Below are 21,993 nucleotides of genomic sequence, written 5' to 3'. Positions count from 1 at the left end.
GCTAAATCCGTGGTATTTGGGGTTTTTTTCATGCAAGCGTATCAGCGCGATTTCATTCGTTTTGCCATCGATCGCGGCGTTTTGCGCTTCGGTGAGTTCACCCTGAAGTCCGGGCGCACCAGTCCTTACTTCTTCAACGCCGGCCTGTTCAACTCGGGTTCGGCCCTGGCGCAGCTGGGGCGTTTCTACGCCGCAGCCATTGCCGAAAGCGGCATTCCTTTCGACGTTCTGTTCGGTCCGGCCTACAAAGGCATCCCGCTGGCGGCAACCACTGCCGTCGCGCTGGCCGAGCATCACGACCGTGACCTGCCATGGTGCTTCAACCGCAAGGAAGCCAAGGCCCACGGCGAAGGCGGTAGCCTGGTTGGCGCGCCGCTGACTGGAGACGTGCTGATCATCGACGATGTGATCACCGCTGGCACCGCGATCCGCGAAGTGATGCAGATCATCGCCTCTCAAGACGGCGCCAAGGCCGCTGGCGTGCTGATCGCCCTGAACCGTCAGGAGCGTGGCAACGGTGAGTTGTCGGCCATTCAGGAAGTCGAGCGCGACTTCGGCATTCCGGTGATCAGCATTGTTTCGCTGAATCAGGTGCTGGAATTCCTCGCCGATGATCCGCAACTCAAGCAGCACCTGCCAGCCGTGGAAGCCTACCGCGCCCAGTTCGGCGTCTGACCTGATCGCTAACCTGACGCAACTCCGCTGTAGGAGCTGCCGAAGGCTGCGATCCTTAGCTCTTGTTTTTTAAAGCCAGGGTCAAAAGATCGCAGCCTGCGGCAGCTCCTACAGAGAGATGGCAGCAGAATTCGCAACTGCCGGCAAAAAAAGACCCCGCTCAGCCAGACTGAGCGGGGTCTTTTCGTTTGCGCCAGCGCTTACGGGCGCTTGCGATTGCTGATCAGCGTACCCACACCGGTGTCGGTGAAGATTTCCAGCAGGATCGCATTCGGTACACGACCGTCGATGATCAGCGAGCTGCCGACACCGCCCTGAACCGCTTCCAGCGCGCAGCGGATCTTCGGCAGCATGCCGCCGTAGATGGTGCCATCGGCAATCAGATCGTCGACCTGCTGGGTGCTCAGGCCGGTCAATACAGTGCCCGACTTGTCCATCAGGCCGGCGATGTTGGTCAGCAGCATCAGCTTCTCGGCTTTCAGCGCCTCGGCGACTTTACCGGCGACCAGGTCAGCGTTGATGTTGTACGACTCGCCATTCTCGCCGACGCCGATCGGCGCAATCACCGGGATGAAGTTGCCTTTGACCAGCAGGTTCAGCAGTTCGGTATTGATCCCGACCACTTCACCTACCTGACCGATGTCGATGATTTCTGGCTGAGTCATCTCCGGCGTCTGGCGGGTAACAGTGAGCTTCTTCGCGCGGATCAGCCCGGCATCTTTACCCGTCAGGCCAATGGCGCTGCCGCCGTGACGGTTGATCAGGTTGACGATGCTTTTGTTGACCTGACCGCCCAACACCATTTCGACTACGTCCATGGTCGCCGCGTCGGTGACGCGCATGCCGTCGACGAAGTGGCTTTCGATCGACAGGCGCTTGAGCAGATCACCGATCTGCGGGCCGCCACCGTGCACGACCACCGGGTTGATACCCACGGCTTTCATCAAGACGATGTCGCGGGCGAAGCCGGTTTTCAGCTCCTCGCTTTCCATCGCGTTGCCGCCGTATTTGATCACCAGAGTCTTGCCGACATAGCGTCGGATGTAAGGCAACGCTTCGGACAGGACCTGGGCGGTATGGGCGGCGGCTTCGCGTTCGAGGGTCATTCAGGGCTCCGGGTGGATCAGAACGGTAGTTGGAGATCGGGTGCAACGCGTTTCAATTGGGCGTGGAACACGTCCTTGATGCGCTGTAATTCAGCCTCGTCATCGGCCTCGAAGCGCAGTACCAGCACCGGTGTGGTGTTGGACGCGCGCACCAGGCCCCAGCCTTTGGCGTAATCGACTCGCACGCCGTCAATGGTGGTCAGGTCAGCGCCTGCGCCCCACTGTGCGTCGTGCAGTGCATCAATGATGCTGAATTTGCTCTCTTCGGTCACATGGATATTGATTTCCGGCGTAGAAATATCATTCGGGAAGGTCGCAAACAGCTCTTCCGCGGTGGATTTTTCCTTGCTGAGGATCTCCAGCAGCCGTGCGGCGCTGTAGATGCCGTCGTCGAAACCGAACCAGCGCTCCTTGAAGAAGATGTGCCCGCTCATTTCACCGGCCAGTAGGGCACCGGATTGTTTCATTTTCTTTTTGATCAACGAATGACCGGTCTTCCACATTAGCGGACGACCACCGTATTCCTTGATCAGCGGCACCAGTCGACGGGTGCATTTGACGTCGAAAATGATCTCGGCGTCCGGGTTGCGCGCGACCACGTCACGGGCGAACAGCATCAGCAGGCGATCCGGGTAGACGATGCTACCGGTGTTGGTCACCACGCCGACACGGTCGCCGTCGCCGTCGAACGCCAAACCGATGTCGGCGCTGGTTTCCTTGACCTTGGCGATCAGGTCGACAAGGTTTTCAGGCTTGCCCGGATCCGGGTGATGGTTGGGGAAGTTGCCGTCGACGTCGCAGAACAGTGGAATCACTTCGCAGTTCAGCGCTTCGATCAGTTGCGGGGCGATCACGCCGGCCGCGCCATTGCCGCAGTCGACCACGACCTTCATGCGCCGGGCCAGTTTGATGTCCTGGACGATTTCGGTGTTGTAGCGGTCGAGAATCTCGACCTGAGTGACGCTGCCGGCGCCGCTGCTCAGGTTGTTGGTTTTGAGGCGCTCATGCAGGGCCTGGATCTGTTCGTTGGCGAGGGTGTCGCCGGCGATGACGATCTTGAAGCCGTTGTAGTTTGACGGGTTGTGGCTGCCGGTGAGCATCACGCCGGATTTGCCGGCCAACACGTTGGCGGCGTAGTACAGCGCAGGGGTCGGTACCAGGCCGACGTCGCTGACGTGGCAGCCGCTTTCGGCGATACCGCGGATCAGCTCGGCAACCAGCTCAGGGCCGGACAGGCGGCCATCGCGACCGACGGACACGTTCGGCTCACCCTGGGCCAGGCTCTGCGAACCGATAGCGCGACCGATCCAGTAAGCGGTTTCGGCATTGAGGAATTCCGGCACGGTGCCGCGAATGTCATAGGCGCGGAAAATGCTGTCGGGCAGCTTCGGGGCGATCTTGGCTGGGGTGCTCATCTACGGAAATGCTCCATCTCGAAAGTGGCGGGACAGACCGACGAATCGTTCGACGGCAGGCTCAAACTGAAGGGTATGACGGCGTTTTCCACAGAGAGTTCGTGGTATGAAAGGGCCATGACGCCTCGGCTGGCGTGGCTTTCGGCCGGCAAAACCTTGATTTACGGTGTTAAAACCTGTCGCACAAATTGCACAAATTTCTCTCCTATAGGAGCTGCCGAGGGCTGCGATCTTTTGACTTTGTTTTTAAGATCAAGATCAAAAGATCGCAGCCTGCGGCAGCTCCTACGGGAGATGTATTCGGTTATTTGGTGCCTGTGTGGCCAAACCCGCCGGTGCCGCGTTCGGTTTCGACGAACTCTTCAACCATTTCGAAATGCGCCTGCACCACCGGTACCAGCACCAGTTGCGCCAGACGTTCGCCGACGGTCATGGTGAAGTCGGTTTGGCCACGGTTCCAGCACGACACCATCAGCGGGCCCTGGTAATCGGAGTCGATCAGGCCGACGAGGTTGCCCAGCACGATGCCGTGTTTATGGCCCATGCCAGAGCGCGGCAGGATCAGCGCGGCGAGATTCGGGTCGCCGATGTAAACCGACAGACCGGTGGGGATCAGCACGGTTTCACCCGGCTTGATCACGATGTCCTGATCCAGCATGGCGCGCAGGTCGAGGCCGGCGGAGCCTGGCGTGGCGTATTGCGGCAGCGGGAATTCGCTACCGATGCGTGGGTCGAGGATCTTGGCTTGCAAAGCGTGCATGTAAATTAAACCTGGTTCAGACGTTCGGCGATAAAAGTGACCAGTTGGCGAGCGATCTTGCTCTTGCTGGTCTGGGCGAAAACCGTGGCGTGCAGCGCACGGTCAATCACGCTGCAGGCGTTTTCTTCGCTGTTGAAACCGATGCTCGGGTTGGCGACGTCGTTGGCGACGATCAAATCGAGATTCTTGTCCTTCAGCTTGCGTGCAGCGTAGTCGAGCAGGTGTTCGGTTTCGGCGGCAAAGCCGACACTGAACGGACGGTCGGGACGGGTCGCAATGGTGGCCAGGATGTCCGGGTTACGCACCATTTGCAGGACGAAGCCGTCACCGCTCGTAGGATCTTTCTTGAGTTTTTGCGGGGCAATGACTTCCGGGCGATAGTCCGCAACCGCCGCCGAAGAAATGAACACGTCGCAGGGGATCGCGGCTTCACACGCGGCGAGCATGTCGCGGGCGCTGACTACGTCGATGCGTGTGACGCGATCCGGGGTCGGCAGGTGCACCGGGCCGCTGATCAATGTGACGCGGGCGCCGGCTTCAACTGCCGCTTCGGCGAGGGCAAAGCCCATTTTGCCGGAGCTGTGGTTGGTGATGTAGCGCACCGGGTCGATGTTTTCCTGGGTCGGGCCGGCGGTGATCACCACATGCTTGCCGGTCAATGCCTGACGCTGAAAGCAGTCCGCTGCGCATTGCGCCAGATCGGTGGCTTCCATCATGCGGCCCATGCCGACATCGCCGCAGGCCTGACTGCCCGAGGCGGGGCCGAAGGTCTTCAGGCCACGGCTTTCCAGAAGTTGCAGGTTGGCCTGGGTCGCCGGGTCGCGCCACATCGCCTGATTCATTGCCGGAGCGACCGCCACGACGGCGTCGGTGGCCAGCACCAGTGTGGTCAGCAAATCGTTGGCGATGCCTTGCGCGAGGCGGGCGATCAAGTCGGCGGTGGCCGGGGCAATCAGTACCAGATCGGCCCACTTGGCCAGCTCGATGTGGCCCATTGCGGCTTCGGCGGCCGGGTCGAGCAGGTCGAGGTGTACCGGGTGGCCGGACAGCGCCTGCATGGTCAGCGGAGTGATGAATTCGGCGCCGCCATGGGTCATGACCACGCGCACTTCGGCGCCCTGATCGATCAGGCGACGAACCAGATCGGCGCTCTTGTAGGCCGCGATGCCGCCGCCGACGCCCAGAACGATGCGTTTCCGATACAGCCGCTGCATAGGTCTGCCTTTCATTCGTTGATGACTGCGGAGCGATGCCCCCTCCCCAGGGATAAATCGACCGCAAAAAAGATGGGCTACGATATCACAGCGACCGCTACGGAACAGCGGCGCCCACAGACAAGGAATGTGTATGAGTATTCGCGATTGGCCTGCGGCGGAACGCCCGCGGGAGAAGCTACTGGAACACGGCTCGGGAAGCCTTTCCGATGCCGAATTGCTGGCGATTTTTCTACGTACCGGGGTCTCCGGAAAAAGCGCGGTGGATCTGGCGCGACATCTGTTGAACCAGTTCGGCAGCCTGCGGGTTTTGCTCGAAGCCGATCTGGCGGCGTTCAGCGAGCAATTGGGCCTCGGTCCGGCGAAATATGCCCAGTTGCAGGCGGTGCTGGAAATGGCGCGGCGGCATCTGGCCGAGCGCATGCGCAAGAAGCCGGCGCTGGAGAATCCGCAAGTCGTGCGCGATTACCTCAAGGCCATGCTGCGCCATGAGCCGCACGAGGTGTTCGGCTGTCTGTTTCTCGATTCAAAGCATCAGGTACTGAATTTCGAGGCGCTGTTTCGCGGTTCGATCGACAACACCAGTGTCCATCCACGAGAAGTCGTGAAGCGTGCTTTGGCCAATAACGCCGCCGCCGTGATCCTGTGCCACAACCATCCATCGGGGAACACTGACCCCAGTCAGGCAGATCGGCTGCTGACAAAGCGCCTGCAAAAGGCGCTGGAGCTGATTGATGTGCGGGTGCTGGATCACTTCATCGTTGGCGATGGTGAGCCGTTGTCGATGGCTGAGTGTGGCTGGATGTAACTCCTCGCTATCTCCCTGTAGGAGCTGCCGCAGGCTGCGATTTTTTGATCTTGTTTTTAGAGTCAAAAGTCAAAAGATCGCAGCCTGCGGCAGCTCCTACAGGGGATGGAGTTATTTGAGGTTGACCTTCGAGTAGTCCTGGCGACCGAACGGGCTTACCGAGTAACCCTGCACGTCCTTGCGGGTCAGCGCGTAAGCCGTCGGATGCGCCAGCGGCAGCCACAACGCCTGCTGCTGAATCTGCGTCTGCGCCTGTTCGTACAGCTTGGTACGCACGCCTTGTTCGCTGGTGGTCTTGCCGGCACTGATCAGCTTGTCCAGATCGGCATTGCAGTACCGCGCAAAGTTGGTGCCCGATTTGACCGCGGCGCAGGAAAACTGCGGCGTGAGGAAGTTGTCCGGGTCGCCATTGTCACCGGCCCAGCCCATGAACAGCAGGTCATGCTCGCCAGCTTTGGCGCGACGAATCAATTCGCCCCATTCGATCACGCGGATTTCTGCCTGAATGCCGATTTCCGCCAGATCCGATTGCAGCAGTTGCGCACCGAGGCTTGGATTCGGGTTTAGCAGGCTGCCTGACGGGCGCGTCCAGATCGTGGTCTGGAAGCCGTCCTTTAAACCGGCCTTGGCCATCAGCGCCTTGGCTTTGGCGACATCGTGCGGGTAACCCGGCAGACTCTTCGCGTAACTCCAGGTGTTCGGCGGATAGGGGCCATTGGCCGCTTCTGCGGTGTCTTCAAACACAGCCTTGATGTAGTTGGCCTTGTCGAAGGCGAGGTTGATTGCCTGACGCACTTCCGGCTTGTCCAGTGGCGCATGCTGACTGTTGATGCCGACGAATGCGGTCATGAACGCGTCAGTCTTTTCGACTTTCAGTGTCGGCTCTTTCAGCGCGGCCTGTACGTCCAGTGGTTTTGGCGACAGGGCGATCTGGCATTCATTGCGCCGCAGTTTTTGCAGGCGCACGTTGGCGTCCGGGGTAATGGCGAAGATCAACGGATCCACCGCAGGCTTGCCACCGAAGTAATCCGGGTTGGCCTTGTAGCGGATCGCCGCGTCTTTCTGGAAACGGTTGAAGACAAACGGGCCGGTGCCAATCGGCTGGCTGTTGAGCTTGTCGGTGGCGCCGGCCTTCATCAGCTTGTCGGCGTATTCGGCGGAGTAGATCGAAGCGAAGCCCATGCTCAGCGTCGCCAGGAACGTCGAATCCGGATGATCAAGGGTGAAGCGCACGGTTAGCGGATCAAGTGCGTCGATTTTCTTGATCAGTGCCGGCAACTGCATCGATTGCGCATGCGGGAAGCCGCTCTGGGCGACTTTGTGCCACGGGTTGGCCGGGTCGAGCATGCGGTCGAAGCTGAACTTGACGTCTTCAGCGGTTAGCTCGCGGCTCGGCTTGAAGTAATCGGTCGTTTGAAACTTCACCTGCGGGTGTAGCTTGAACACGTAAGTCAGGCCGTCGGTGCTGACTTCCCAGCTGTCGGCCAGGCTCGGGACGACTTTGCCACTCGTGGTGTCAAAATCCACCAGGCGGTTCATCAGCACGTCGGCCGAGGCGTTGGTGGTGGTCAGCGAGTTGTATTGCACCACGTCGAACCCTTCAGGGCTGGCCTCGGTGCAGACGCTCAGCGCGGCGGCCTGGGCCAGGGGGCTCAGCAGGAGCGGGGCGAGCAACAGGGATAGGGCAGCGAGGCGCATGGTCGGTTTCCTTTTACAGATCGAAGGCCCATCTGCAAGTGCAGTCTGGAAAAGGCCTACCCTAGAGGTCTGGATTACAAATGACTATCCCCTTTTTGCATTTTCGGGGCACAGTGATGGCGGTTTTTCAGACCGCGTGGCGCAGCCAAAAGTCTTAATCGCCCGCAAGGGTGATTTTCTGCGACGAGTGGTAAAAGTCGATGCCAGCCTTTATCCAAAGCGTTCGCAGGCCGTAAAAGCGCTTTTTTGTGGATTGATTGCACACGGAAAGTTGTTGCACCCCGGTCTTTCTGGTATAAAGCAGCGCTCTTTTCTAGGGGCCCGGTTCCTTCACTGTAGGTGTAGCCGGTAAGACCTCTAAAGAAACGCGGCGCCTGGCGCCAAATGACTGAGAGATTAAGCGGCCAACCCATGCCGGGTTGGGCATGTGGTTTTAGAGGGCTGAGGCATGTCGAGAGTATGTCAAGTTACCGGTAAGGGTCCGGTGACTGGGAATAACATTTCCCACGCAAACAACAAAACCCGTCGTCGTTTCCTGCCGAACCTGCAGCATCACCGCTTCTGGGTTGAAGAAGAGAAACGTTTCGTGCGTCTGCGCGTATCTGCCAAAGGCATGCGTATCATCGACAAGCGCGGCATCACTGTCGTGCTGGCCGAACTTCGCCGCGATGGCAAGATTTAAGGGAGCTAATCATGCGTGAATTGATTCGTTTGATCTCGAGCGCCGGTACTGGTCACTTCTACACTACCGACAAGAACAAGCGTACTACTCCGGACAAAATCGAGATCAAGAAATATGATCCGGTTGTTCGCAAGCACGTGATCTACAAGGAAGGCAAAATCAAGTAATTGATTTTTCCTGACTTACGAAAAAGGCCCGTATCTCACGATACGGGCCTTTTTTGTTGCCTTGGATATTTGCACGCTGTCTGTGTAGGAGCTGCCGAAGGCTGCGATCTTTTAATCTTGATCCTTAAAAAAAGATCAAAAGATCGCAGCCTTCGGCAGCTCCTACACAGGCATCTCGATCAGGCTTTCTGTTCGAAGATCACATAGATCTTGCGGCACGCCTCCAGCACTTCCCAAGTGCCACGGAAACCCGCCGGAATCACAAAGCGGTCGCCCACGCGCAATGTCTTGGCATTGCCATCGCTGTCACGCAGCACCGAAACCCCCTGCAGGATTTCGCAATATTCATGTTCGGTGTAGTTCACCGTCCACTGGCCCACCGCACCTTCCCACACGCCGACACCCATTTGCCCGCAAGGGCTTTCGTATTGATGGAATACGGCTTGTTCGGGGTCGCCCTTGAGCACTTTGGCCGGGTCCGGGCGATAGCGTTCGGCTTCGCTGCCGGTCAGGCTGATGTCGACGACGTTCTGGATGTTCATTGTTGTTTTCTCCCGTAAGGACGGCGTGGTGGCTTGAAAGGGCCAAAGTCTATGTTTATTAAAATGAACACCGCAAGGCCGTATAGCGCGCTTATGTCAAATATATTGAAACAACCCCGGCCGCTGGTTTAGGGTGGCGGATGCCTTGGGCCGAAAGCAGGCTGGCCGGGCAGAATTCCTGAAGACGTCCGCGAAGAACGCGGCGCTCTATTCAACAAGAGGAGGACACTCGAATGACCACCCTGACTCGTGCCGATTGGGAACAACGCGCTCGCGACCTGAAGATCGAAGGCCGCGCCTACCTCAACGGCGAATACACCGACGCCGTCTCCGGCGAGACCTTCGAGTGCATCAGCCCGGTCGATGGCCGTCTGCTTGGCAAGATTGCCAGCTGTGACGCCGCCGACGCCCAGCGCGCCGTGGAAAACGCCCGCGCCACCTTCAATTCCGGCGTCTGGTCGCGCCTGGCGCCGACCAAGCGCAAAGCCACCATGATCCGTTTCGCCAGCCTGCTGAAACAGCACGCCGAAGAACTGGCCCTGCTCGAAACCCTCGACATGGGCAAGCCGATCAGTGACTCGCTGTACATCGATGTTCCGGGTGCGGCGCAAGCGCTGAGCTGGAGCGGTGAAGCGATCGACAAGATTTACGACGAAGTCGCAGCCACCCCCCACGATCAACTGGGTCTGGTGACCCGCGAGCCAGTTGGCGTGGTTGGCGCCATCGTGCCGTGGAACTTCCCGCTGATGATGGCTTGCTGGAAACTCGGCCCGGCATTGTCGACCGGTAACTCGGTGATCCTCAAACCATCGGAAAAATCGCCACTGACCGCCATCCGCATCGCCGCGCTGGCTGTTGAAGCCGGTATTCCGAAAGGCGTGCTCAACGTGCTGCCGGGCTACGGCCACACCGTGGGCAAGGCGCTGGCCCTGCACAACGACGTCGATACGCTGGTGTTTACCGGTTCGACCAAGATCGCCAAGCAACTGATGATCTACTCCGGCGAATCGAACATGAAACGCGTCTGGCTGGAAGCCGGTGGCAAGAGTCCGAACATCGTCTTTGCCGATGCGCCGGACCTGCAAGCGGCCGCCGAATCCGCCGCCAGCGCCATCGCCTTCAACCAGGGCGAAGTCTGCACCGCCGGTTCGCGTCTGCTGGTCGAGCGTTCGATCAAAGACACATTCCTGCCGATGGTGATTGAGGCGCTGAAAGCCTGGAAGCCGGGCAATCCGCTGGACCCGGCGACCAATGTCGGTGCACTGGTGGATACGCAGCAGATGAATACCGTGCTGTCGTACATCGAATCCGGCCATACCGACGGCGCCAAATTGGTCGCTGGCGGCAAGCGCATCCTGCAGGAAACCGGTGGCACCTACGTCGAGCCAACGATTTTCGACGGCGTGAGCAACGCGATGAAGATCGCTCAGGAAGAGATCTTCGGCCCGGTACTGTCGGTTATCGCTTTCGACACTGCCGAGCAAGCGATTCAGATCGCCAACGACACGCCTTACGGTTTGGCCGCTGCGGTCTGGACCCAGGACATCTCCAAGGCGCACCTGACCGCCAAGGCGCTGCGCGCCGGTAGCGTGTGGGTCAATCAGTACGATGGCGGCGACATGACCGCGCCGTTTGGCGGCTTCAAGCAGTCGGGCAACGGTCGCGATAAATCGCTGCATGCGTTCGACAAGTACACCGAGCTGAAGGCGACGTGGATCAAGCTGTAAGCCGTTAAGGGAGCCTGATTCACTCAGGCTCCCGAACCGTACAGAGATCCCCTGTGGGAGCGAGCTTGCTCGCGAAAGCGGTGTGTCAGTCAGTATTAATGTCGACTGTCAGATTGCATTCGCGAGCAAGCTCGCTCCCACAGTGGTTTTGTGGTGCACATAAAAATATCCACAGGAGCGTGGAACATGCGGTGGGCGACGTATTTCGCCGTGTTGGCGTCTGTCTTGAGTGTCGGCCTGGCCCTGGGGGTCAGCATGCCGTTGGTGTCGTTGCGCCTGGAGGGTTGGGGTTACGGCTCTTTCGCCATCGGTGTGATGGCGGCGATGCCGGCGATTGGCGTGTTGTTGGGCGCGAAAATTTCCAGTCATCTGGCGGCACGCTTCGGCACGGCCAACCTGATGCGCCTGTGCCTGTGGGCTGGAGCGCTGTCCATCGGCCTGCTGGCGCTGTTGCCGAGTTACCCGATCTGGCTGGTATTGCGCCTGATGATCGGCGTGATCCTGACCATCGTGTTCATCCTTGGCGAGAGCTGGATCAATCAACTGGTGGTCGAAAACTGGCGTGGCCGATTGGTGGCGCTGTATGGCAGCAGCTATGCGTTGAGCCAGCTCTGCGGCCCGTTACTGTTGGGCGCGCTGGGCACCGAGCATGATTACGGTTTCTGGGTCGGCGTCGGCCTGCTGCTGGTTTCGCCGTTGCTGTTGCTGGGCCGCAGCGGTGCGCCGAGCAGTGAAGCGAGCAGCGTAACGTTCCGTGACCTGTGGGGATTCGCCCGCGAGCTGCCGGCGATTGCCTGGGCGGTTTCATTGTTCGCCGCGTTCGAGGCGATGATCCTGACGCTGCTGCCGGTGTATTGCCTGCAGCAGGGTTTTACCGCCGAGATTGCACTGGCGATGGTCAGCACGGTGGTGGTGGGCGATGCGCTGCTGCAGTTGCCGATTGGTGCGTTGGCCGATTACCTTTCGCGGCGCACGTTATTCGCCGGTTGTGCGGTGGTGTTGATGCTGTCGAGTCTGGCGATCCCCCTGCTGATCGATACGTCGCTGATCTGGCCGTTGTGGGTGTTGTTCGGGGCGAGCGCCGGTGGTTTGTTCACCTTGTCGCTGATCCTGATTGGCGAGCGTTATCGCGACGATGCACTGGTGCGGGCCAATGCGCACATCGCGCAGCTGTGGGGTGTGGGTTGTCTGATCGGGCCTTTGATGGCGGGAGCGGGCAGTCAGTGGATCAGCGGGCATGCGTTGCCGTTGTTGATGGCGATTGGCGCGTTTGGACTGGTGATTCTGCTCTTGCACCAAGGGGCATTCGGCCCCGTGACCGAACCTGCCTGAGGTCAAAAGATCGCAGCCTTCGGCAGCCCCTACAGTTGGAATGCATTTCAAACTGTAGGAGCTGCCGAAGGCTGCGATCTTTTGCTGTTTAAAGCATCCGCTCAAGCCCGACCGTGGTACTGAACCACGCATTGAACCGTCGCCACCAGCTTCCCGGCTCTTTGCTCAGCGTGTGCATCTGGCCGTTATCCTCGGTCACCCAGACGATCTTCCCGTCCTGCAACTTTGCCTCGTAGCTCAGCGCCGGCGCCATGCCTTGCAAGGCCAGTTCGCGTACATGCTCAGCCAGCTCGGGGCTGTCGACCAATACCCCGACTTCGGTATTCCACAGCACCGAGCGCGGGTCGAAGTTGAATGAGCCGATAAACGCCTTCCGTCGGTCGAAGATCATCGCTTTGCTGTGCAAACTTGAATCGGAGCCGCGAAACGATTTGCTGTAAAACACATGGGGGCCGCTGCCGCCGCCATCGCCGGGCTGACGGCGCAGTTCGAACAGTTTCACCCCATGCTCCAGCAGTGCCTTGCGATACGGCGCATATCCGCCGTGTACCGCCGGCACATCGGTGGCCTCCAGTGAGTTGGTCAGCAGGTTCACCGATACGCCGGCATCGGCGCGTCCGGTCAGATACACCAGCCCCGGCTGGCCCGGCACAAAATACGCCGAGATCATGATCAGCTCTTTGCTGACCCCGGTGAGTTCCGGCGCCAACTGCGTGGTCAGCAGCAATTGCGGATCCGGCTCGCCCTTGGCCAACACCTTGCTCGGCGCATCCCACAACGCCTGATTCCACGCCCAGATCAGTTCTTGGCGCCAGATGTCCATTCGCGGCGCGGTCTTGAACGTCATCAACTGCTGGTACAGCGCGTGATTCTGTTTACGGGTTTCTTCCAGCGATTCTTCCAGGCGGGTGCGGGTGTTCTGCAGATCCTTGGCGGTCGGTTGGCTGGCGAGGAATTCGTCGATCGGCTTGCTCAGCGCGCTGTTCCAATACTGGTCGAAACTGTGCCCGAGCTGCTCGGCGACCGGCCCGACACTGAGCATGTCGATGTCGGTGAAATTCAGGTTCGGCTCGGCGTCGAAGTACTCGTCGCCCAGATTGCGCCCGCCGACGATGGCCACGCTGTTGTCCGCCAGCCATAGCTTGTTGTGCATGCGCCGATGCTGCAGCGACAGATTGAACAAGCGCCCCGCCGCGCGGGTGACGCCGGTACTGCGGCCCAGATGCAGCGGGTTGAACAGGCGGATCTGGATCTGCGGATGCGCCGCCAGTGTGGCGATAATCTGGTCAAGACCATCGCTGGTGGTGTCGTCGAGCAGAATGCGCACACGCACACCACGATCGGCAGCCTTGAGCAGTTCCTCCACCAGCATCCGCGTGCTGATGCCGTCGTGGACGATGTAGTACTGCAGATCGAGGCTCGTCTGGGCGTTGCGGATCAGTTCGGCGCGCGCGGTGAACGCCTCGCTGCTGTTGGACAGCAGACGGAAACCCGAGCGGCCTTGATAGGGCGCCGCTTGCGCCTGTATCGAACGGCCGAAGCTGGAATCGGAGGCCGGCAGCGCCTGACTGGGCTCACGCGGAACATCGAGACTGGCACAGCCGCTCAGGAACGAGGCGAGTAGCAGCAAAGCGAGAAGGGGCTGTCTAAAGCTCACGTAGGATCATTCCGATTGGCGGCCAGGGTCGGCATATGGACGCGGTTCTCTGGAAAAAAGTCAGTCGGCTTCTGCCAGCAATCTGACAGCCGTCTCGCCGACCTTGCGCACCGCTTCTTCGATCTGCGCCGTCGGTTTGGCAGCGTAGTTCATTCGCAGACAGTTGCGGTACTTGCCCGAGGCGGAAAAGATGCTGCCGACGGCAATCTGTACGCCTTGGTCGTGCAGCTCACGATTCAGTTTCAGGGTGTCGAAACCTTCCGGTAATTCCACCCAGAGCATAAAGCTGCCTTGCGGCCGGCTGGCGCGCGTGCCCGCCGGGAAATAGCGGGTGACCCAATCAATCATCATGTCGCGATTGCGTTGGTATTGCGTGCGCATGCGCCGCAAGTGCGGTTCGAAATGCCCTGACTTGAGAAATTCGGCGATGGCGATCTGCGGTTGTGGCGCGGTCGATCCGGTGCTGATGTATTTCATATGCAGCACGCGCTCGAGGTACCGGCCCGGTGCAACCCAGCCAATACGCAGCCCCGGCGCCAGGGTCTTGGAAAACGAACTGCACAACAACACGCGACCGTCTTCGTCGAAGGATTTGATCGTGCGTGGGCGCGGGTAGGTGTAGGCCAGTTCGCCATACACATCGTCCTCGATGATCGCCACGTCGAAGCGCTGCGCGAGGTTGAGCAGGGCGCGTTTGCGCGACTCCGGCATGATGTAGCCGAGCGGGTTGTTGCAGTTGGGGGTGAGCTGGATGACCTTGATCGGCCATTGCTCCAGTGCCAGTTCCAGCGCTTCGAGGCTGATCCCGGTGAGTGGGTCGGTGGGGATTTCCAGGGCTTTCATGCCCAGGCCCTTCAGGGTCTGCATGGCGCCGTGAAAGCTTGGCGAGTCCACCGCGACAATGTCGCCCGGCTCGCAGATCGCGTGGATGCTGGTGGACAGCGCTTCATGGCAACCGGTGGTGACGACCAGGTCGCTGGCGCTCAACTGGCCGCCGGAGTCAAGCATCAGCCGGGCGATCTGTTCGCGCAGTTCGAGGGTGCCGTGGATGTTGTCGTAATGCAGGCCGGGCATGTCCTGACGGCGGCTGATCCGCGCCAGCCCACGCAGCAGTGGCTTCATCGTTGGCGAGCTGATGTCGGGCATACCGCGACCAAGTTGCACGACATCCTTGCGCGGTACTGCGCGAATCAACTCCAGCACCTGATCCCATTGCGAAATTTCCACCGGACGTTGCGCCGGACGGCCGATGGCGGGCAGCTCCGGCAGTTCACGGCCGACCGGCACGAAGTAGCCGGATTTGGGTTTCGGCGTGGCCAGACCGCTGTCCTCCAGCATGCGATAAGCCTGTTGCACCGTGCTCAGGCTGACGCCATGTTCGACGCTCAATGCTCGGACAGACGGCAATCGATCGCCGGGGCGATAGAAACCTTGTTCGATGCGCGTGCCGAGCAATTCGGCGAGGTTGACGTAGAGGGTCATGGCACTGCCTCGGTGCAGGTGATTCGATAAACCAGTACAGATGCGGCGGAAATCGACAATTCAGTGTTCAGAGCGGCAAATCTGTATGGAGTTAATACAGTTGCTTTGAATCTTTAACGGTTTTGCTCGCCCGCGCATCATGGAATCTCTGGCTACCCAAGTAAACAGGAGCATTGAAAATGAATGGCTTGAGCGATGTGCGGCTAACGTTACACAGTCAGGAACTGGCGGCAGGGCAAAAGGACGGTGCGCGCAATGAGATTCTGCGTAATCCACCGTCCGGCCTGAGTCGCTGGAGCCTGTTGTGGCATCGTCTGCACACGCGCAGGGCGTTGCTGGCGCTGACGGCGGATCAGCTCAAGGACATCGGGCTTACCCGTGAGCAAGCGCAGGAGGAGGGGTTGAAGCCGTTCTGGCGGATCTGAACAACACCGATCGTTCCCACGCTCTGCGTGGGAACGCCGCCCCGGACGCTCTGCGTCCACTGTGACGCAGAGCGTCACTGGATGCATTCCCACGCAGAGCGTGGGAACGATCTATCAACGATCAATCAGACCAGTTCTTTAAGGCGATGCCACAACATCCCCAACGCCAACAGCGGCGAACGCAAATGCTTGCCGCCCGGGAAGGTGATGTGCGGCACCTTGGCAAACAGATCAAAGCCACCGCTGTGCTGCCCGCTGATCGCCTCGGCGAGCAACTTGCCCGCCAGGTGCGTGGCATTCACCCCGTGCCCTGAGTACGCCTGGGCGTAATACACATTCGGCTGATCCGCGAGCCGGCCAATCTGCGGCAAACGGTTCGCCCCGATACCGATCATCCCGCCCCACTGATATTCGATCTTCACCCCGGCCAGTTGCGGGAATACTTCGAGCATCTTCGGCTGCATATACGCCGTGATGTCTTTCGGATCACGCCCCGAGTAATGGCAGGCGCCGCCGAACAGCAGTCGTCGATCTGCCGAGAGCCGGTAGTAATCCAGCGCGACACGTTGGTCGCAGACCGCCATGTTCTGCGGCAACAGGTTATGTGCCTGTTCTTCGCTCAATGGCTCGGTGGCGATGATGTAGCTGCCGGCCGGGAGGACTTTGCCGCTGAGTTGTGGATTCAGACCATTGAGATAGGCATTGCAGCCAAGGACCAGCGTCTTCGCGCGTACCGAGCCTTGCGCCGTGTGCACCTTTACTTCAGGTCCGTAATCGATACGCGTCACCGACGAATGTTCGTACAGTTTTACGCCTAGCTGTTGCGCCGCTGCCGCTTCGCCCAAGGCCAGATTCAGCGGATGCAGATGCCCGGAGCCCATGTCGATCAAACCGCCGACATAGCGCCTGGAACCGACAACCGTGTGCATTTCATTGGCTTGCAGCAAGCGGGTTTCAAAGCGATAGCCCAGGCCGCGCAATTCTTCGGCGTCTTCGGCAAAGCCTTCGAGGTCTGCGGGTTTGTTGGCGAGGTCGCAGTAGCCCCAAGTGAGGTCGCAGGCAATCTGAAAACGCTCGACGCGCTGGCGGACGATTTCCACTGCTTCCAGGCCCATCAGTTTCATCTCGCGCACGCCGTCGGCGCCGATGATATTGGCGAACTGATCAAGGCCGTGGCCGACCCCGCGAATAAGCTGTCCACCGTTGCGACCGCTGGCGCCCCAGCCGATCTTGTGTGCTTCCAGCAAAACCACGCTGAGGCCACGTTCAGCCAACTCCAACGCCGTGTTCAACCCGGAAAACCCGCCGCCGACCACGCAGACGTCGGCAATCACTTCACCGCGCAGCAGCGGATGATCCGGCTGCGGCAAGCTGCTGGCGGCGTAATAAGAGGCAACGTGGGGTTGGCTCGCGGAGGTGTAGGCGCGGGCAGTCATGGGCGTCATCCAACGGCTAAGGTGTCGAGAAAATTTGACGGAGCATAAGCCGCACGCCCGAACGTGGGCAACACTGGTCGGCCTGCGGTGTCTGGATCACGGCTTTTGCGGCACAATTGCCGCCTATTTCATCTGGGTCACCGCTTCAATGAGCTGCAACAGCCAGAAAATCCGCACTTTGCGCCAGCAGATCCCCTCGTTCGAGTGCGTGCCCGGCTGCCACGATTGCTGTGGTCCGGTGACCACTTCGCCGGAAGAAATGGCGCGCCTGCCGCGCAAGACCCGCGCCGAGCAGGATGCCGCGATGGAAGAACTGAACTGTGTGCACCTGGGGCCAAATGGCTGCACGGTGTATGAGGAGCGGCCGTTGATTTGCCGCTTGTTCGGTACGACAAAAACCTTGCCTTGCCCGAATGAGCGGCGACCAGTGGAGCTGATTCATCCGCGTGTGGAAAAGCAGATCTTCGAGTACATGGCGGCGAATCGGCAGGTGTTGGTTTAGTCGCAGCGTTTCATGATCGTTCCCACGCTCTGCGTGGGAATGCAGCCCGGGACGCTCTGCGTCCCAAATGCCGAACGCGGAGCGTGCGAAGAGGCATTCCCACGCAGAGCGTGGGAACGATCGCCGCGGTGCTCAATCCGGGATCGGCAGGCTCAGGCTCTCCTTCACCTCTTCCATCACGATATAACTCTTCGACTCCCGCACATGCGGCAGCTTCAGCAGAATGTCGCCCAGCAGCTTGCGGTACGAGGCCATCTCGGAAATCCGCGCCTTCACCAGATAGTCGAAATCCCCTGACACCAAATGGCATTCCAGCACATGCGGCAACTTCAGCACCGCGCGCCGGAATTCTTCGAAAGTGTCGCCGGATTTGTAGTCGAGGCTGATCTCGACGAACACCAGCAAGCTACCCTTCAAGTGCTGCGGATTCAGCCGGGCGTTGTAGCCCATGATGATCCCTTCGCGCTCCAGGCGCCGCACCCGCTCGGTGCACGGCGTGGTCGAGAGGCCGACCTTTTCGCCGAGTTCGGTAAAGGAAATCCGCCCGTCTGCCTGCAGGATCCGCAAGATGTTGCGGTCGATCTTGTCCAGCTCACGTTTGGTTTGAGTGTTGGTACGCATAGGGGATGCGCCTCCGTGAAAAGGGTTTTTGCCGAGAATTGTCGCCAAATATAGGCGCTTATATAGTGAAAAGCACTGGCATTTCTTTTTTACACTGCGCGCATCATTGCTCTAACAACAGACGTACGCGGCCCTGCCGCGATGAGGGATACAAAATGCGCGTAATGGTCTTGGGTAGCGGCGTCATCGGTACCGCCAGTGCTTACTATCTGGCCCGTGCCGGGTTTGAAGTGGTGGTGGTCGACCGGCAGCCTGCTGCGGCCATGGAGACCAGTTTCGCCAACGCCGGCCAGGTCTCGCCGGGCTACGCTTCGCCGTGGGCCGCGCCGGGCGTGCCGCTCAAGGCGATCAAGTGGCTGCTGCAACGCCACGCCCCTCTCGCGATCAAGGCCACCGCCGACATCGATCAATACCTGTGGATGGCGCAGATGCTGCGCAACTGCACCGCCAATCGTTACGCGGTGAACAAGGAGCGCATGGTGCGTCTGTCCGAATACAGCCGCGATTGCCTCGACGAATTGCGCGCCGAAACCGGCATCGCCTACGAAGGTCGCAGCCTCGGTACGACTCAGTTATTCCGCACCCAGGCGCAGCTCGATGGCGCCGCCAAAGACATCGCCGTGCTGAAAGAATCCGGCGTGCCGTTTGAAGTGCTCGACCGCGCCGGCATTGCCCGCGTCGAACCGGCACTGGCGGGCGTTACCGACATCCTCGCCGGTGCCCTGCGCCTGCCGAACGACCAGACCGGCGACTGCCAGATGTTCACCACGCGCCTCGCCGAAATGGCGGTGAAACTCGGTGTGGAATTCCGTTTCGGCCAGGACATCCAGAAACTCGACTACGCCGGTGATCGCATCAACGGCGTGTGGATCGACGGCAAACTGGAAACCGCCGACCGCTACGTGCTGGCGCTCGGCAGCTACTCGCCGCAATTGCTCAAGCCGCTGGGCATCAAGGCGCCGGTGTATCCGCTCAAGGGTTACTCGCTGACCGTGCCGATCACCAACCCGGCGATGGCCCCGACTTCGACTATTCTCGACGAGACCTACAAGGTCGCGATCACCCGTTTCGACAACCGTATCCGTGTTGGCGGCATGGCCGAGATCGCCGGTTTTGACCTGTCGCTGAACCCGCGCCGCCGCGAAACCCTGGAGATGATCGTCAACGACCTTTATCCTCAGGGCGGCAATCTGGCCGAGGCGAGTTTCTGGACCGGCCTGCGTCCGACCACCCCGGACGGCACGCCGATCGTTGGCGCCACGCCATTCAAGAACCTGTTCCTCAACACCGGTCACGGCACCCTCGGTTGGACCATGGCCTGCGGTTCCGGTCGTTTGCTGGCCGATCTGATGGCGAAGAAGAAGCCACAGATCAGCGCCGAAGGTCTCGATATTTCCCGTTACGGCAACAAAACCCAGGAGTCCGCAAAACATGTCAATCCAGCGCCAGCTCACCAATGAGCGCATGAGTCAGATCGTCAGCCACAACGGCACTGTGTATCTGGCCGGGCAGGTCGGCGACGACTTCGACGCCGGGATTGAACAGCAGACTCGCGAGGTGCTTGCCAATATCGAGCGCTTGCTCGATCTGGCCGGGACTGACAAACAGCACCTGTTGTCGGCGACGATTTACCTGAACGACATCGCGGCGCACTTCGCCGGAATGAACTCGGTGTGGGACCAGTGGCTGCCAAAAGGTGCTGCCCCGGCCCGTGCCACCGTCGAAGCGAAAATGGCCAAGCCGAGCATTCTGGTAGAAATCTCTATCGTCGCCGCGCTGCCGTAACCGCTGTAAATATCCCTCTCCCGGCGCTGTTGGCGGTTCACGTCGTCAGTCGGCGCCGGTTTTTCTTCCCATGACCGCCTAGAAGTCTGCCGCCATGCGTCCTGCCAGTGCCCTGATCGACCTAGAAGCCCTGCGCCACAACTACCGAATTGCCCGCGAAGTCACCGGCGCCAAGGCGCTAGCGGTGATTAAGGCGGATGCCTACGGCCATGGCGCAGTGCGGTGCGCGCAGGCGCTCGAAGCCGAGGCCGACGGGTTTGCCGTCGCCTGTATCGAAGAGGCGCTGGAGTTGCGCGCGGCCGGTATCAAGGGCCCGGTATTGTTGCTCGAAGGGATCTTCGAGGCCGATGAGCTGGCGCTGATTGTCGAGCATGATTTCTGGACCGTGGTGCATTCGCTATGGCAGCTCGAAGCCATCGAGCAGGCGGCATTGAGCAAACCGATCACCGTGTGGCTGAAGCTCGATTCGGGTATGCACCGTGTGGGTCTGCATCCGAAGGATTACGCGGCGGCCTATCAACGCCTGCTGGCCAGCGGCAAAGTGGCGAAAATCGTGCTGATGAGCCACTTCGCCCGCGCCGATGAGCTGCACGAGCAGAGCAGCGCCGATCAGGTCGCGGTGTTCGAGGCTGCCCGTCAGGGCCTGACCGCCGAAGTCAGTCTGCGCAACTCGCCGGCCGTACTCGGTTGGCCGCAGATCCACAGCGACTGGGTGCGTCCGGGCATCATGCTGTATGGCGCGACCCCGTTCGAAGAAGCCAACGCCGTGGCTGATCGTCTGCAACCGGTGATGACCCTGGAGTCGAAAGTCATCTGCGTGCGTGAGCTGCCGGCCGGCGAGCCGATCGGTTACGGGGCCAAATTCATTACCGACAAGCCGATGCGCGTCGGCGTGGTCGCCATGGGTTACGCCGACGGCTACCCGCGTCATGCGCCGACCGGCACGCCAGTGTTGGTGGCGGGTAAACGCAGTCGCATTCTCGGTCGCGTCTCAATGGACATGCTTTGTATCGATCTCACCGACGTGCCGGAAGCCGGCCTCGGTTCGACCGTCGAACTGTGGGGCAAAAACATCCTCGCCAGTGAAGTGGCGCAGTGGGCCGACACCATCCCGTACCAGATCTTTTGCAACCTGCGCCGAGTGCCAAGGCTCTATTCCGAGGGTTAAGGCCGCTGCGGGGGCCAAGTGTTGTAAATACTGAACGCTGTCGCCATGATAACGCTCAATATTCTTACAACATCAGGAGGCTCCCGCCTTGGACGTCGGTGAACGACTGCAATCGATCCGCAAGCTCAAAGGGCTTTCCCAGCGTGAACTCGCCAAACGCGCGGGCGTCACCAACAGCACCATTTCGATGATCGAAAAGAACAGTGTCAGCCCTTCGATCAGCTCGCTGAGAAAAGTACTGGGCGGCATCCCCATGTCCATGGTCGAGTTCTTTTCCGAAGAAATCCTGCAGGAAGTGCCGACCCAGATCGTCTACAAGGCCAACGAGCTGATCGACATTTCCGACGGCGCCGTGACCATGAAGCTGGTCGGCCGCGCGCACCCCAGCCGCGCCATCGCCTTTCTCAACGAAATTTACCCGCCGGGCGCCGACACCGGCGAAGAAATGCTCACCCATGAAGGCGAAGAAACCGGGATTCTGGTGGAAGGTCGTCTGGAACTGGTGGTGGGTCTGGAAACTTTTATCCTCGAAGCCGGCGACAGCTACTACTTTGAAAGTACCAAGCCGCATCGTTTCCGTAATCCGTTCGACGCGCCTGCGCGACTAATCAGCGCAGCGACGCCGGCGAATTTTTAAACAAAGAGGCGCCAAGCCATACGGCGAAGGCATCCGAAGAGTTTTTTCACTGCGCGGTATAACCCCTTCGACTATGGGGTTGTTTCAGTGTGGCGGGCTACCCGCTATACTTCCGCCCGCCTGCGAACCGTGGCCGCAGGCGTGAATAGCCACC

Annotated in this window: 21 protein-coding genes and 1 pseudogene; 12 read left to right on the top strand and 10 right to left on the bottom strand. The window is 60.0% G+C overall.

Annotated features, from left to right (window positions below; translation table 11 throughout):
* The first annotated feature begins 30 nt into the window (after nt 1-30).
* The gene (gene pyrE / locus P3G59_RS28560; protein ID WP_008078597.1) at nt 31-675 is read left to right on the top strand and encodes an orotate phosphoribosyltransferase; all 645 of its coding nucleotides are present in this window, start codon (nt 31-33) and stop codon (nt 673-675) included.
* Nucleotides 676-875: 200 nt separating this feature from the next.
* Here the strand turns inward: pyrE and argB are convergent, their stop codons facing one another.
* From argB to coaBC, 4 genes and pseudogenes are all read right to left on the bottom strand, one after another.
* Nucleotides 876-1,781: an acetylglutamate kinase gene (gene argB / locus P3G59_RS28555; RefSeq protein WP_003229488.1), complete on the bottom strand. Its 906-nt coding sequence runs from the start codon at nt 1,779-1,781 to the stop codon at nt 876-878.
* Nucleotides 1,782-1,798: 17 nt separating this feature from the next.
* Nucleotides 1,799-3,202, bottom strand: a pseudogene (locus P3G59_RS28550) (phosphomannomutase/phosphoglucomutase); the annotation flags it as partial.
* Between the two features lie 298 nt (nt 3,203-3,500).
* Nucleotides 3,501-3,956, bottom strand: coding sequence for a dUTP diphosphatase (gene dut, locus P3G59_RS28545; protein WP_007920363.1), 456 nt, complete (start codon nt 3,954-3,956; stop codon nt 3,501-3,503).
* A 5-nt stretch (nt 3,957-3,961) separates the two neighbouring features.
* Entirely contained in the window at nt 3,962-5,170 is a 1,209-nt protein-coding gene (gene coaBC, locus P3G59_RS28540) for a bifunctional phosphopantothenoylcysteine decarboxylase/phosphopantothenate--cysteine ligase CoaBC (RefSeq protein ID WP_277762212.1), read from the bottom strand.
* A 133-nt stretch (nt 5,171-5,303) separates the two neighbouring features.
* On the opposite strand from coaBC, the gene radC reads away from it, so the two are divergent.
* Entirely contained in the window at nt 5,304-5,978 is a 675-nt protein-coding gene (gene radC / locus P3G59_RS28535; RefSeq protein ID WP_277759834.1) for a DNA repair protein RadC, read from the top strand.
* A 111-nt stretch (nt 5,979-6,089) separates the two neighbouring features.
* On the opposite strand, the gene P3G59_RS28530 is transcribed toward radC, so the two are convergent.
* Nucleotides 6,090-7,676, bottom strand: coding sequence for an ABC transporter substrate-binding protein (locus tag P3G59_RS28530; RefSeq protein WP_277759833.1), 1,587 nt, complete (start codon nt 7,674-7,676; stop codon nt 6,090-6,092).
* Between the two features lie 448 nt (nt 7,677-8,124).
* On the opposite strand from P3G59_RS28530, the gene rpmB reads away from it, so the two are divergent.
* Together rpmB and rpmG are read left to right on the top strand one after the other, a co-directional pair.
* Entirely contained in the window at nt 8,125-8,358 is a 234-nt protein-coding gene (gene rpmB, locus P3G59_RS28525; RefSeq protein ID WP_007920377.1) for a 50S ribosomal protein L28, read from the top strand.
* A gap of 11 nt (nt 8,359-8,369) precedes the next feature.
* Nucleotides 8,370-8,525, top strand: coding sequence for a 50S ribosomal protein L33 (rpmG, locus tag P3G59_RS28520; protein ID WP_003177274.1), 156 nt, complete (start codon nt 8,370-8,372; stop codon nt 8,523-8,525).
* A gap of 179 nt (nt 8,526-8,704) precedes the next feature.
* Here rpmG and P3G59_RS28515 read toward each other — a convergent pair whose 3' ends face one another.
* On the bottom strand, nt 8,705-9,067 hold the full coding sequence (locus tag P3G59_RS28515; RefSeq protein ID WP_277759832.1) for a cupin domain-containing protein: 363 nt from the start codon (nt 9,065-9,067) through the stop codon (nt 8,705-8,707).
* 233 nt (nt 9,068-9,300) lie between these two features.
* Here P3G59_RS28515 and P3G59_RS28510 point away from each other — a divergent pair, with 233 nt between their 5' ends.
* Nucleotides 9,301-10,794, top strand: coding sequence for an aldehyde dehydrogenase (locus P3G59_RS28510; protein WP_277759831.1), 1,494 nt, complete (start codon nt 9,301-9,303; stop codon nt 10,792-10,794).
* A 186-nt stretch (nt 10,795-10,980) separates the two neighbouring features.
* Nucleotides 10,981-12,126: an MFS transporter gene (locus tag P3G59_RS28505; RefSeq protein ID WP_277759830.1), complete on the top strand. Its 1,146-nt coding sequence runs from the start codon at nt 10,981-10,983 to the stop codon at nt 12,124-12,126.
* An 88-nt stretch (nt 12,127-12,214) separates the two neighbouring features.
* Here the strand turns inward: P3G59_RS28505 and P3G59_RS28500 are convergent, their stop codons facing one another.
* Both P3G59_RS28500 and P3G59_RS28495 read right to left on the bottom strand, forming a co-directional pair.
* Complete coding sequence (locus tag P3G59_RS28500) at nt 12,215-13,783, bottom strand: phospholipase D family protein (protein WP_277759829.1); 1,569 nt, start codon at nt 13,781-13,783, stop codon at nt 12,215-12,217.
* 60 nt (nt 13,784-13,843) lie between these two features.
* Nucleotides 13,844-15,265 carry a PLP-dependent aminotransferase family protein gene (locus tag P3G59_RS28495; RefSeq protein ID WP_277759828.1) on the bottom strand — a complete coding sequence of 474 codons (1,422 nt, stop codon included), beginning with the start codon at nt 15,263-15,265 and terminating at the stop codon, nt 13,844-13,846.
* A gap of 179 nt (nt 15,266-15,444) precedes the next feature.
* On the opposite strand from P3G59_RS28495, the gene P3G59_RS28490 reads away from it, so the two are divergent.
* The gene (locus P3G59_RS28490) at nt 15,445-15,690 is read left to right on the top strand and encodes a DUF1127 domain-containing protein (protein ID WP_277759827.1); all 246 of its coding nucleotides are present in this window, start codon (nt 15,445-15,447) and stop codon (nt 15,688-15,690) included.
* Nucleotides 15,691-15,815: 125 nt separating this feature from the next.
* Here the strand turns inward: P3G59_RS28490 and P3G59_RS28485 are convergent, their stop codons facing one another.
* Nucleotides 15,816-17,126 carry an FAD-binding oxidoreductase gene (locus P3G59_RS28485; protein ID WP_277759826.1) on the bottom strand — a complete coding sequence of 437 codons (1,311 nt, stop codon included), beginning with the start codon at nt 17,124-17,126 and terminating at the stop codon, nt 15,816-15,818.
* A 148-nt stretch (nt 17,127-17,274) separates the two neighbouring features.
* On the opposite strand from P3G59_RS28485, the gene P3G59_RS28480 reads away from it, so the two are divergent.
* Nucleotides 17,275-17,628 (top strand): YkgJ family cysteine cluster protein, encoded by a 354-nt coding sequence (locus tag P3G59_RS28480; protein ID WP_064389779.1) that lies wholly within the window; start codon nt 17,275-17,277, stop codon nt 17,626-17,628.
* Nucleotides 17,629-17,760: 132 nt separating this feature from the next.
* On the opposite strand, the gene P3G59_RS28475 is transcribed toward P3G59_RS28480, so the two are convergent.
* On the bottom strand, nt 17,761-18,249 hold the full coding sequence (locus tag P3G59_RS28475) for an Lrp/AsnC ligand binding domain-containing protein (RefSeq protein ID WP_003177284.1): 489 nt from the start codon (nt 18,247-18,249) through the stop codon (nt 17,761-17,763).
* Nucleotides 18,250-18,404: 155 nt separating this feature from the next.
* On the opposite strand from P3G59_RS28475, the gene dadA reads away from it, so the two are divergent.
* The 4 genes from dadA (at nt 18,405) to P3G59_RS28455 (ending at nt 21,839) form a co-directional block, all read left to right on the top strand.
* Nucleotides 18,405-19,709 carry a D-amino acid dehydrogenase gene (dadA, locus tag P3G59_RS28470; RefSeq protein WP_016985828.1) on the top strand — a complete coding sequence of 435 codons (1,305 nt, stop codon included), beginning with the start codon at nt 18,405-18,407 and terminating at the stop codon, nt 19,707-19,709.
* On the top strand, nt 19,681-20,034 hold the full coding sequence (locus P3G59_RS28465; RefSeq protein ID WP_277759825.1) for a RidA family protein: 354 nt from the start codon (nt 19,681-19,683) through the stop codon (nt 20,032-20,034). The genes dadA and P3G59_RS28465 overlap by 29 nt, the downstream gene beginning before the upstream one ends.
* Before the next feature lie 94 nt (nt 20,035-20,128).
* The gene (alr, locus tag P3G59_RS28460) at nt 20,129-21,202 is read left to right on the top strand and encodes an alanine racemase (protein WP_277759824.1); all 1,074 of its coding nucleotides are present in this window, start codon (nt 20,129-20,131) and stop codon (nt 21,200-21,202) included.
* 88 nt (nt 21,203-21,290) lie between these two features.
* Entirely contained in the window at nt 21,291-21,839 is a 549-nt protein-coding gene (locus P3G59_RS28455) for a cupin domain-containing protein (protein WP_007920393.1), read from the top strand.
* Nucleotides 21,840-21,993: the final 154 nt, after the last annotated feature.

Source organism: Pseudomonas sp. A34-9, assembly GCF_029543085.1.
GTDB lineage: Bacteria > Pseudomonadota > Gammaproteobacteria > Pseudomonadales > Pseudomonadaceae > Aquipseudomonas.
The sequence above is the reverse complement of the archived record's forward strand: the minus strand, read 5'-3'. Positions and strand labels throughout refer to the sequence as shown.

Excerpts from the sequence above, each read along its gene's own strand:
- P3G59_RS28530 (WP_277759833.1), bottom strand. The coding sequence starts at position 7,676 with ATGCGCCTCGCTGCCCTATCCCTGTTGCTCGCCCCGCTCCTGCTGAGC.
- P3G59_RS28495 (WP_277759828.1), bottom strand. The coding sequence starts at position 15,265 with ATGACCCTCTACGTCAACCTCGCCGAATTGCTCGGCACGCGCATCGAA.
- argB (WP_003229488.1), bottom strand. The coding sequence starts at position 1,781 with ATGACCCTCGAACGCGAAGCCGCCGCCCATACCGCCCAGGTCCTGTCC.
- P3G59_RS28510 (WP_277759831.1), top strand. The coding sequence starts at position 9,301 with ATGACCACCCTGACTCGTGCCGATTGGGAACAACGCGCTCGCGACCTG.
- P3G59_RS28490 (WP_277759827.1), top strand. The coding sequence starts at position 15,445 with ATGAATGGCTTGAGCGATGTGCGGCTAACGTTACACAGTCAGGAACTG.
- dadA (WP_016985828.1), top strand. The coding sequence starts at position 18,405 with ATGCGCGTAATGGTCTTGGGTAGCGGCGTCATCGGTACCGCCAGTGCT.
- P3G59_RS28485 (WP_277759826.1), bottom strand. The coding sequence starts at position 17,126 with ATGACTGCCCGCGCCTACACCTCCGCGAGCCAACCCCACGTTGCCTCT.
- P3G59_RS28515 (WP_277759832.1), bottom strand. The coding sequence starts at position 9,067 with ATGAACATCCAGAACGTCGTCGACATCAGCCTGACCGGCAGCGAAGCC.
- P3G59_RS28505 (WP_277759830.1), top strand. The coding sequence starts at position 10,981 with ATGCGGTGGGCGACGTATTTCGCCGTGTTGGCGTCTGTCTTGAGTGTC.
- radC (WP_277759834.1), top strand. The coding sequence starts at position 5,304 with ATGAGTATTCGCGATTGGCCTGCGGCGGAACGCCCGCGGGAGAAGCTA.
- rpmB (WP_007920377.1), top strand. The coding sequence starts at position 8,125 with ATGTCGAGAGTATGTCAAGTTACCGGTAAGGGTCCGGTGACTGGGAAT.
- P3G59_RS28465 (WP_277759825.1), top strand. The coding sequence starts at position 19,681 with ATGTCAATCCAGCGCCAGCTCACCAATGAGCGCATGAGTCAGATCGTC.
- rpmG (WP_003177274.1), top strand. The coding sequence starts at position 8,370 with ATGCGTGAATTGATTCGTTTGATCTCGAGCGCCGGTACTGGTCACTTC.
- alr (WP_277759824.1), top strand. The coding sequence starts at position 20,129 with ATGCGTCCTGCCAGTGCCCTGATCGACCTAGAAGCCCTGCGCCACAAC.
- P3G59_RS28475 (WP_003177284.1), bottom strand. The coding sequence starts at position 18,249 with ATGCGTACCAACACTCAAACCAAACGTGAGCTGGACAAGATCGACCGC.
- P3G59_RS28480 (WP_064389779.1), top strand. The coding sequence starts at position 17,275 with ATGAGCTGCAACAGCCAGAAAATCCGCACTTTGCGCCAGCAGATCCCC.
- dut (WP_007920363.1), bottom strand. The coding sequence starts at position 3,956 with ATGCACGCTTTGCAAGCCAAGATCCTCGACCCACGCATCGGTAGCGAA.
- pyrE (WP_008078597.1), top strand. The coding sequence starts at position 31 with ATGCAAGCGTATCAGCGCGATTTCATTCGTTTTGCCATCGATCGCGGC.
- coaBC (WP_277762212.1), bottom strand. The coding sequence starts at position 5,170 with ATGCAGCGGCTGTATCGGAAACGCATCGTTCTGGGCGTCGGCGGCGGC.